Origin of the sequence: Hyalangium versicolor (genome assembly GCF_020103695.1) — a bacterium.
Classification (GTDB): Bacteria; Myxococcota; Myxococcia; order Myxococcales; family Myxococcaceae; genus Hyalangium; species Hyalangium versicolor.
The window spans coordinates 158,233-167,747 of record NZ_JAHXBF010000007.1; the positions used below are offsets into that span (position 1 = coordinate 158,233).

Annotated in this window: 11 protein-coding genes; 5 read left to right on the top strand and 6 right to left on the bottom strand. The window is 68.0% G+C overall.

Features of this window, described 5'->3' with window-relative positions; all coding sequences use genetic code 11:
- Window positions 1-68: 68 nt before the first annotated feature.
- The 5 genes from KY501_RS16490 to KY501_RS16510 all read right to left on the bottom strand — a co-directional run bounded on the left by KY501_RS16490 (window position 69) and on the right by KY501_RS16510 (window position 4,381).
- A complete protein-coding gene (locus KY501_RS16490) occupies window positions 69-785 on the bottom strand; it encodes a hypothetical protein (protein WP_224364071.1) in 717 nt (238 codons plus the stop codon).
- Window positions 782-1,189, bottom strand: coding sequence for a hypothetical protein (locus tag KY501_RS16495; protein ID WP_224364072.1), 408 nt, complete (start codon window positions 1,187-1,189; stop codon window positions 782-784). The genes KY501_RS16490 and KY501_RS16495 overlap by 4 nt, the downstream gene beginning before the upstream one ends.
- A gap of 22 nt (window positions 1,190-1,211) precedes the next feature.
- Window positions 1,212-2,093 carry a WGR domain-containing protein gene (locus KY501_RS16500; protein WP_224364073.1) on the bottom strand — a complete coding sequence of 294 codons (882 nt, stop codon included), beginning with the start codon at window positions 2,091-2,093 and terminating at the stop codon, window positions 1,212-1,214.
- A 57-nt stretch (window positions 2,094-2,150) separates the two neighbouring features.
- On the bottom strand, window positions 2,151-3,125 hold the full coding sequence (locus KY501_RS16505) for an NAD-dependent epimerase/dehydratase family protein (protein WP_224364074.1): 975 nt from the start codon (window positions 3,123-3,125) through the stop codon (window positions 2,151-2,153).
- Window positions 3,126-3,199: 74 nt separating this feature from the next.
- Window positions 3,200-4,381 carry a GNAT family N-acetyltransferase gene (locus KY501_RS16510; RefSeq protein WP_224364075.1) on the bottom strand — a complete coding sequence of 394 codons (1,182 nt, stop codon included), beginning with the start codon at window positions 4,379-4,381 and terminating at the stop codon, window positions 3,200-3,202.
- 107 nt (window positions 4,382-4,488) lie between these two features.
- On the opposite strand from KY501_RS16510, the gene KY501_RS16515 reads away from it, so the two are divergent.
- From KY501_RS16515 to KY501_RS16530, 4 genes are read left to right on the top strand one after another with little or no spacing between them, the layout of a single operon-like run.
- Complete coding sequence (locus tag KY501_RS16515) at window positions 4,489-4,965, top strand: GNAT family N-acetyltransferase (RefSeq protein WP_224364077.1); 477 nt, start codon at window positions 4,489-4,491, stop codon at window positions 4,963-4,965.
- A gap of 15 nt (window positions 4,966-4,980) precedes the next feature.
- Window positions 4,981-5,499 carry an endonuclease V gene (locus KY501_RS16520; RefSeq protein ID WP_224364079.1) on the top strand — a complete coding sequence of 173 codons (519 nt, stop codon included), beginning with the start codon at window positions 4,981-4,983 and terminating at the stop codon, window positions 5,497-5,499.
- A gap of 31 nt (window positions 5,500-5,530) precedes the next feature.
- A complete protein-coding gene (locus KY501_RS16525; protein WP_224364081.1) occupies window positions 5,531-6,430 on the top strand; it encodes a TFIIB-type zinc ribbon-containing protein in 900 nt (299 codons plus the stop codon).
- Between the two features lie 10 nt (window positions 6,431-6,440).
- Window positions 6,441-7,400 (top strand): zinc ribbon domain-containing protein, encoded by a 960-nt coding sequence (locus KY501_RS16530; protein WP_224364083.1) that lies wholly within the window; start codon window positions 6,441-6,443, stop codon window positions 7,398-7,400.
- A gap of 9 nt (window positions 7,401-7,409) precedes the next feature.
- Here KY501_RS16530 and KY501_RS16535 read toward each other — a convergent pair whose 3' ends face one another.
- On the bottom strand, window positions 7,410-8,942 hold the full coding sequence (locus KY501_RS16535; protein WP_224364084.1) for a GspE/PulE family protein: 1,533 nt from the start codon (window positions 8,940-8,942) through the stop codon (window positions 7,410-7,412).
- Between the two features lie 177 nt (window positions 8,943-9,119).
- Between KY501_RS16535 and KY501_RS16540 the strand changes: the two genes are divergently transcribed.
- The gene (locus KY501_RS16540; protein WP_224364085.1) at window positions 9,120-9,332 is read left to right on the top strand and encodes an MbtH family protein; all 213 of its coding nucleotides are present in this window, start codon (window positions 9,120-9,122) and stop codon (window positions 9,330-9,332) included.
- Window positions 9,333-9,515 lie beyond the last annotated feature (183 nt).

The window sequence follows — 9,515 nt, forward strand, 5'->3', positions numbered from 1 at the left end:
CCGGACGCGAGCCTCCTCGGCGCGTCACGAGGAGGCTCGGAGATGGCCGGAGCGGCAGCAGTGGCCGCCTACTGCGCGTAGGTGACCACGACGTGGTTGCCCGTCACCATCAGCCGGCGCGGCACCACGCTGCTGCCGCTGATGGCCAGGTCGAAGTCCAGCGGCGTCCGCAGGGCGCGCTTGTTCATCTCGTCCCGCAGGGTGCTCTCAGCGGAGGCGTCTCGTGTCGAGACGAGCCGCGCCGCGTTGGCGCGCGCCAGGGCATGGACGATGTTGCCCTCCAGGGTGAGCTGCACCTCCAATTCAGCGACCACTCCGTTGGCGATGGCGTTCTGGAAGTCCTTCACCTGCTTCTTGGCGAACGACGGCACGCTGCCCGTGTAGCGCACGTTCACGCCGCGCAGGAACGCCACGCACGCAACGCGGTTTCGGGAGAGGGGCTGGAAGTTGGAGAGCTTCTCGATGACGATCTCGCCCTCGAGCTTGCTGTGGAACTCCCTGCCGGACATCCGGTACGGCAGCATCTGGGTGGCGAGCTGCTCCAGCATCGCGGGCGTGAAGTACAGGGAGAACGTCGACCCGCCCTGCCCGGGAGAGGAGAGCTCCGCGGCATAGGCGGAGGAGTCCTGGATGGACTGATCCGCCGCCTGGACCGCCGCGTTGAGGCTGCGCTGCTCATCCTCGAGCCGCTTCACGCGCAGGCGGGGATCCGCGGCGCAGCCTGCCAGCAGTGCGCTCACTCCCAGCGCGGCGAGCGCGAGCTTCGAAAGGGAACGGGCGCTCATGGCGAAGTCACCCGGCAGTTGCCCTGAGCCACGCGCCAGCCACCCACGGCCCGAGGCGCGGAGTACGTGGCCGTCATCCGGTAGCTCTGGTGTGCGGTCGTCACCTTGCCGTGGACATCTCCCGAGCGAGGCATTCCCTTCGGCGGGTTCTTCGCCGGCATCACCCCAACGCACCCGAGCCCCTGCAGCCCGGCGGCGTTCTCCGCTTGAGTGGCCGCGGCGAAGGCCTGCTCCACCTGCGCGTTCTTCTGATTGAGCTGTTGCTCGAGCGCGCGGTTGCTCTCCTCCAGCGCATCCGCGCGCGCATCGAGCGAGCCGCCTCGCGTCGACGCCTTGCCTGACGAGCAACCCGAAGCCAGCAACAGCAGCGCCACGGGCAGATACCACTTCGAGGATCCATTCATGGCCTCGAAGCTAACACGCGGATCATGCGCCCATTTTCGCGACGCGCTGCGCGAGGTGCGCGTCTCCTCCGGTCTCGATGGCCTTCAGATGGGTCTGCAACGCCCCGCCCTTCTCCTGCAGGTGCGCCTCCAACGAGGGTTTGAGCGCGCTCCAGCGCCGCTGCCACCCCGCCTCGGAGCCACCTCGGAGATCCGTGCGCTCGGTGAGGAGTACACCAAGGCGCAGCGCGAGTTCCGGATCGGCCAATGCCTCCGCCTCGCGGGCCACCGCCACGGAGCCCCCTACCGCCGGAGTCCCCGCGGGCGCGCGCTTCCACTGCTCCAGGGCCCGGGTGAACGCCGCCACATCCAGCTCGGCCAGCAGCGACATGGCCAGCCGGAGCGGGAGCCGCTGCTTGCTCGAGGGAGCCGTGACCCGGCCGATGAGCGACTCGAGCGCGGGCCTCAGCGTGGGATTGCTCGCTGGATCGATGCCCCCAAGCTTCCTCAGCGCCTTTCGGGCCCGCCGCGCCAGGCGGCTCACCTGCCAGCTCCGCTTGCCGAGCCGGGTTTCCAGCGCCGAGAGCGCCTGGGCCGCAGCCGCCACCTGTTCCGCCGTGGGCTTCGCGGGCCGCACCCGAGGAGGGAGCACCGGCTTGGGGGGAGGCGCCTCCTTCTCCTTGCGTGCGGCAACGGGGGCCGGGGCCTCGCCACCGCCCTCGGTCACCTCGTTGTAGCCCTCGCGCAGCTTCTCCGCGACCTTCTTCTCGTACTCGCGCCGGGCGCTCTCCTCGTCCGGGAACGCCTTCTCCTTGCGCTGCCCCGCGGTGCCGATACGGCCGTAGGTCACGATGAAGGTGCTGCCCTGAAGCTCCGGGCTCCAGAACTTGGAGCTGGAACCCTCGACGAACTCGAACCTGCGCATGCCATGGACCTCCGGCCTGGGAGCCCTCAGGCTACTACGACCGGAGGCACTGGGGGCTCAGCTCTTTGCCTTCTCCAGCTCGCGCATGCCTTCTTCCAGCGACACCCGGCCCTGGTAGCCCAGCTCTCGCCGGGCCTTCGCGTCGCTCACGGTGACCTCCTGGCCCATGAGGAGCAGCTCCGAGCGGACGGCCGGCGGGTGCCCGGGCAGCGAGAGGAAGTTCCAGATCAGCTCGGACACCGTGGCCACGCCCATGGCGAGCCCGAAGGGAGCGGTCCCCTTCCCCGCATCCACCCCCTGGGTCTTCAGCAGCGCGGTGATGAAGTCGCGGAAGTCCACCGGGTCGCCATCCGTGAGGAAGTACGCCTCGCCGCCGCGCCCCTTCTCGGCCGCGAGGATGATCCCCTCCACGCAGTTGGCCACGTGGCAGGTGGACGTCTTGTAGTGGCCGCCATTGATCCAGCGGAACCGGCCGGCCTTCACGGCCCGGATGATCTCGGGGAGCACGGTGTTGTCACCCTTGCCCCAGATGAAGCGCGGACGCATGGCGATGGTGGTGAACTCGGGCGAGTTGACCGAGAGCACGAGCCGCTCCGCCGCGCCCTTCGTGGAGGGATAATTGCCGATGGGCGCCGACGGGAGGGGCCGCGTCTCGTCCACGTTGACGAGTGGAGAGCCGTCCACGAGCACCGCCTCGGTGCTGACATGGATCAGGCGTTTGACGCCCGAGGCCCGAGCCGCCTCCAGCACGTTCTCCGTGCCACGCACGTTGGCCTCGAAGAAGTCGGCGCGAGGCCCCCAGGTCTTCACGTAGGCCGCCGAGTGGAAGACGATCTCACAGCCTTCCATGCCGCGCTTGAGGGCCTCCACGTCCGAGAGATCTCCCGGAACCGGTTCGGCGCCCACGAGGCGCACCTCCGCCTGGGCGGCCTCGGAGCGGCCCAGGGCTCGCACCTCGTGCCCCTTCTCGCGAAGCGCCGCGATGAGACGCTTGCCCACGAATCCCGAACCACCCGTGATGAATGCGCGCATGCTCTCTCCCCGCCGAGGGTCCCACGCCTACTACCGTTCCCGGGCTTCCGCCAGCACGCCGCCACCCCGGGCCGTCAGAACATATCGGGCAGGGCCGGCGCCGGACCGGAGAAGAACGTGGTGGCCAGGCGCACGGAGGCATCATCCGCCACGAGCGCTCCCACCGAGCGCAGGGCGTCTGGGGACAGGAAGCCCGTGTAGAGCGACGCGAAGGCGCGGATGTCCATGTGCATGAGCGAGTTGCCGCCGCGGCGGACGTGGCCCGCGCCTCCGGATACTTCGAGGATGTAGTTCCCGCGGTTTTCGGGGAAGAGCTCGTCCTCGAGCTCGAAGTGGAGCGTGCCGGAGACACCAGGCGGGTAGCCCCGGGACTCGAGCGCGGCGGGGACATCCAGCACGCGCAACATCCAATGGAAGAGCAGCTTCACCTGGTAGGTCTGCTCCGGGAGCAGGAGCAGGAGCGGATCCATCTGGGAACCGGTCCACACCACCTCGCGGGCCAGCGAGCGATGATCCCCGAGAAAGCTCAGCAGTCGCCGCCCCGCGGCAGGGGTGAGCGCGACGAAGTCCGTGAGGGCGATCTCCTGCAGGATGTCCACTTTGCGCCGACGCACGAGGTAGAGGTAGCCCTCCACGCCGTTGGCACCCTCGACCAGGAAGCCATAGGCGGTCTCGTTGCGCGGATTGAAGACGCGGTCCCAGACGTAGGGGCCCCGGTCGAGGTAGCCCTGCCGCGAGGCCGCGGAGCGGCGATAGAGCTCCTGGATGACGGGCAGGTCGGAGTCCTTCACCGGGCGCAACTGAAGGGACCGCTCGCTGAAATCGAGCCCGTGAGCCTGCACGCGGATCTCATACCGGGAGCCCGCCTGCTCAAAGCCCACGCGGCGGTAGAGCGGCTGCGTGGCGGGATAGAGGACGGAGAGCGCGAACCCCTGGGTGCGCAGTTCCTGGAGCGTGTGCCGCATGAGCCGGGTGGCAGCGCCCTGGCCTCGGGCGCTGGGGGCGACCCCTACCCCGCCGATGCCCGCCATGGTGACACGCCGGCCGCAGAAGAACTGCCCCATGGGGATGGGGAGCGCCGTGGCCGTCACCGAGCCCTGTTCGCGCAGCACGCGGAGGTTCGTGGCACGCGCCTTCTCCACCCAGGAGCCTCCATCGGCCGGCGTCATGGCGAACGACTGCGCGATGATGTCCGCCGCCGCGGCCAGCTCATCCGCACCATCGGGGGGGCCGAACTCCGGTTTGCCCGTCTCCATGCCATGCCTCCTGCTCTCACTCTGGCACGAGCGCCCGTCCCTTCGCGATACGCCGAGCCTCCATCCCGAGCACGCGCTTCCCACGAGGAGGCGCTAGCATCGCGGGAATGATCCGCCCCGCCACGTCCTCTGACATTCCCGCCATCCTCCGGCTCATCCGCGCTCTGGCCGACTACGAGAAGCTGTCCCACCAGGTCGTGATCACCGAGGCCCAGCTTCGCGAGCACCTCTTCGGTGCCCGGCCCTACGCCGAGGTGCTGCTGGCCGAGGAGGCGGGCCAGGTGGTGGGCTACGCGCTCTACTTCCACACCTACTCGACGTTCCTGGGCCGCCCGAGCCTCTACCTGGAGGATCTCTTCGTCCTGCCCGAGAACCGCGGCCAGGGGCACGGCAAGGCGCTGCTCACCCGGTTGGCGAAGGTGGCCGTGGAGCGCGGCTGCGGGCGCTTCGAGTGGATGGTGCTCGACTGGAACACGCCGGCCATCCAGTTCTACGAATCCCTGGGCGCGGTCGTGTCTCCCGAGTGGAAGCTGTGCCGGATGACAGGCGAGGCGCTCCAGAGGTTCGCGGCGACCGCCACGTGAGGAGAGGGCTCCCCGATGCTCGTCAGTGTCGACGTGGACTACCGGCCGGATGCCACCGTGGCGGCGTGCGTCGCCTTCCGGGACTGGGGCGATGAGGCCGAGGCTGCGCACTTCGTGGATCGGGGGCCTCCCGCCGAGCCCTACATCCCGGGCGAGTTCTACCGCCGGGAGCTGCCGGGGCTGCTGCGCGTGCTGGCGCTGGTGCCGGATGCCCTGACGACCGTGGTCATCGATGGCTACGTGTGGCTCGCGGGAGAGGATCGGCCCGGGCTGGGGGCTCACCTGTATGAGGCGCTCGATCGGCGGGTGCCTGTCATCGGCGTGGCCAAGACAGCGTTCCAGGCCAGCCGGGTCGCGGTCCCGGTGCTGCGAGGGACCAGCCAGCGCCCCCTGCTCGTGACGTCCGTGGGCGTGGATGTGCAGACCGCCGCGGCGTGCATCCAACGCATGCACGGGCCCTCGCGGCTGCCAACGCTGCTCAAGCGCGTGGACCGGCTGTGCCGCGAGGCAGAGCCTCCTGGCAACACTCCATGACACCGAATAGCCTGCGCCAGGAGCTCCCAAGGTGAACCTCTCCTGCCAGTCCTGTGGTGCCCAGCTCGTGGTGGCGGACACGCTGCGAACCGCGACGTGCCCGTACTGCGCGGCGCCCTCCGTGGTGGAGCGCCCACCCAGTCCGGATCGTCCGGCCCCCACCTTCGCGCTCGGCTTCGTGCAGACGCCGCAGAGGGCTCGGGAATTGGCGCGGGAGAACCTGCTCCGCCGCAGCTTTTGGGCGCCCTCCAGCGTCCGCAATGCCTCGGTCGAGGAGCTCAAGGGCATCTACGTCCCGGCGTGGCTCTACAGTGCGCTCGCCGAGTCCGACTTCAGCGCTTCCATCGGTGAGAACTACACGGAGACAGAGACCTATACGACCACGGAGAACGGCAAGACGGTCACCAAGACGCGGCAGGTGACTCGGACCGAGTGGCGTTCGCTCCACGGCCGCCATGCGGAGTATGTGCCGGATGTGCTGGTCACCGCGTCCTCCGGCCTGCCCAACGAGGAGCTGGAGCACATCGAACCGTTCGATCTCCGGGCGCTGCGCCGCTACGACGATGCGATCATCTCCGGGTGGATCAGCGAGGAGCCTTCGCTGCCCCAGGCGCAGTGCCTGGAGCAGGCCCGAGCGGAGGTGATGGCCCAGTTGCGCCAGCGGCTCGCGTCCTTCATGCCGGGCGATTCACACCGGGAACTCCAGTACTCCACGCAGTTCCACCAGGAGGCGCTGGTGGTGTGCCTGCTGCCCGTCTGGGTGCTGGCGCTGAGGCACGATCCCCAGTCGCCACCGCTGCGCTTCCTGGTGAATGGGCAAACGGGGAAGGTGTACGGCCGGGTGCCGGTGTCCTGGATCAAGGTGCTGATCGCCGTGCTGCTGGCGCTGCTGGTGCTGGGCGGCCTGTATCTCCTGCTGTCGTCGAGATGAAGGGGCCGCGATGACATCCGTCGACTCACAGTGCCAGCGCTGCCGCAGCCGATTGGAGGCCGAGGATCTCCGCTGTCCCGTCTGCGCGCTGCCCACGCCGAGGCCTCCTCGAACCGCGGAGCGCGAACGTGCCCGAGTCATCCGCTGCGGCACCTGCGGGGCAGCCGTTGCGTACTCGGTGGAGGCGCAGGCCCCCAAGTGCGCCTACTGCGCGTCGGAGATGCGCACCGAGACGCAAGAGGATCCCATCGATCAGGCGGAGCATTTCGTCCCCTTCGAGGTGAGTCCGGAGCAGGCACAGCAGGCGCTGATGGCCTTCTTGGGCAAGGGCGGCTTCTTCCGGCCCGCGGATCTGGCGAGCCGCTCGGCGGTGGACTCGCTGCGCCCGCTATGGTGGCCAGGCTGGGAGTTCAACGCACAGGTGGAGACTTCCTGGACGGCCGACACGAATGCGGGCGCTCGCCGGAGCGACTGGGCACCCCACTCGGGCTCGACCCAGCTCCGTCTCGACAACATCCTCGTCTCGGCCTCGCGAGGGTTGACCCAGCGAGAGACTCAGGAGCTCTCTCCGCATTACGACATCGCGAAGATGAAGCCGAAGCCCGAGGGTCCTCCTGGCGCGCAGGTAGAGCTATTCGACGTGACACGCTCCGGTGCCCGGCGGCAGATCCTCGCGGCGGTGGAAGGTGCGGCCCGCCAGCACATCACCGAGGATGCGCTCCCTGGCAACCGGCATCGCAACCTGCGGGTGGCGGTGGCGCTGTCGGGCCTGGAGACCCGGCACTACGCGCTGCCGGCCTATGTGCTCGCGTACCGCTACGGGAAGAAGCTGTACCGCGTGGTGGTGCACGGGCAGGACATGGACTGCGTCCTCGGGGAGAAGCCCATCTCCTGGGCCAAGGTCGCGGTGACGATCCTGGCCGTCCTGGCGGTCCTCGCGCTCATCGTCCTGATCATCCAGGCGTCTTGAGCCAGCCTGTCACTTCTGCCGCTCGTCCCGGGTGGCGACAATGTGGCGGTAGGGGATGACGCGGATGAGTTCATCCAGCGTCGTCAGCCCGGCGGCGATCTTCTCCAGCCCGTCGTCGACCATGGTCTTGAAGGAGTGGTCGCGAGCGTACTTGCGAAGCTGCGCATTGTGCGCCCCGGCAACGATGAGATCCTGCAGCCCCGCATCCACCACGAGCAGCTCGAAGAGGCCGATGCGCTTGCGGTAGCCGGTATGGTGGCAGTGGTCGCAGCCGCGGCCCGCCATCAGCCTCACACCTTCCAGCAGGCGGCCGAGCAACACCTTCTGCTCTTCGGTGGGCTCGCGCGGCTCCGCGCACTTCTCGCAGATGCGGCGCGCGAGCCGCTGGGCCAGGACGGCCAGCAGCGCGTCGGCGATGTCCGTGTCGTCCAGCTCGAGGCCTCGCAGACGGCCGATGGACCCCACGGCATCCGCAGTGTGGAGCGTGCCCAGGACGATGTGTCCCGTGCGCGCGGCGTTGAGGGCGGTACTGCCCGTCTCCAGGTCGCGGATCTCTCCCATGAGCAGCACGTTGGGGTCCTGCCGCAGCAGGGCGCGCAGCAGCACGGCGTACGGCATATGGGTGCTGACCTGCTTCTGGTTCACCTTGGGGACGAAGTACTCGATGGGGTCCTCGGCGGTGATGATCTTCCGGCGGCCGTCATTGAGCTGGGCCAGCGCCGAGTACAAGGTGGTGGTCTTCCCGCTGCCGGTGGGGCCGGTGACGAGCACGAGGCCTTCAGGGTTGTTGAGGAGCTGGAGCAGGACGCGCTGCATGTCCGCGCTCATGCCCAGCTGGGTGACGGGCACGAGCCCCGCGCCCGAGTCGAGGATGCGGATGACGACGTCCTCGCCCGCGGGGCTGGGCACCACGCTCACGCGGTAGTCGATGACCTTGCGATTGTCCTCGCCCTTGTCGATGACGGCCTGGATGCGGCCGTCCTGGGGCTTGCGGTGCTCGGTGATGTCGAGCTCGGCGAGGATCTTGATGCGGTTGACGACTTCCTGGACGGACTCGGGGCTCATGTCCGTGTACATCTGGTGGAGGATGCCATCGATGCGCAGGCGCAGGTCCACGTCGCCGGGATAGCTCTCGATATGGATGTCCGAGGCCTTCTTCTCCACAGCCATGGAGAGAATGTAGTCAACGAGCTCCACGGCGTTGGGGTGGGTCCGCGACGGAGGCCGAGGCTTGATGACCAGGTCCGCGGTGACGCGAGGCCCTTTGCCAAAACCGGTCTCCAGAGCGGATTCGATCTCGTAGCGGTTGAGCCGCACAGGGTGGATGGAGCGCTCCAGGAGATCACCGAGCCGCGCGAGCAGGTGTGCGTTGTCCGGGTCGAGCATGCCCACAGTCACCGTTGCGTTGGGCGCGGTGGGATCGACCTTGCCCAGCACCACCACGAGGTGGCGGCGGCAGAAGGGCTCCGGGAGCAATCTCAGCGAGTTGCGGTCGAGCGGGTACTGGGAGAGTTCGGAGAAGTCGTCGGGCTCTTGCGACATGCGTGCAGGGTATACCGTGTGGGTACAGGGTACAGGCACCGACCGTGACCTGATTGGCACACAATGAACGCCACACCTGTAGCGCTTGGGAGCGACTGCCTCTCATGAGGTAACTGCGAGCTGAGATGGTATGAAGATGATCCTTTCTTCATCCCAGCAAGCACAGGAGCATCTTCGATGAGCGAGCAGACTGCCGATGGCGTCTACAAGGTCGTCCTGAACCACGAAGAGCAGTATTCCATCTGGCTAGCGGACCGGGAGAACGCTCCGGGTTGGCGCGATGCTGGCAAGCAGGGCCCCAAGGAAGAATGCCTCGAATACATCAAGCAGGTGTGGACGGACATGCGCCCACTGAGCCTGCGCAAGCAGATGGCGACACAATCCCGCTGAACCTGATAGAGCCTCCCGGACAGATCCTCCTGAACTCCCAGAGCATCATCAGAGAGTGATCCCAGAATCCGGTTCGAAGGCCTCCTGGATCTCCATCGCGATGCGATGGGAGACCTCGATGAAGCCCGAGTCGCCGTGAAATTTGTCCCCCCTGTATCGCCTGGAAAGTCAAGCGATCGGGGG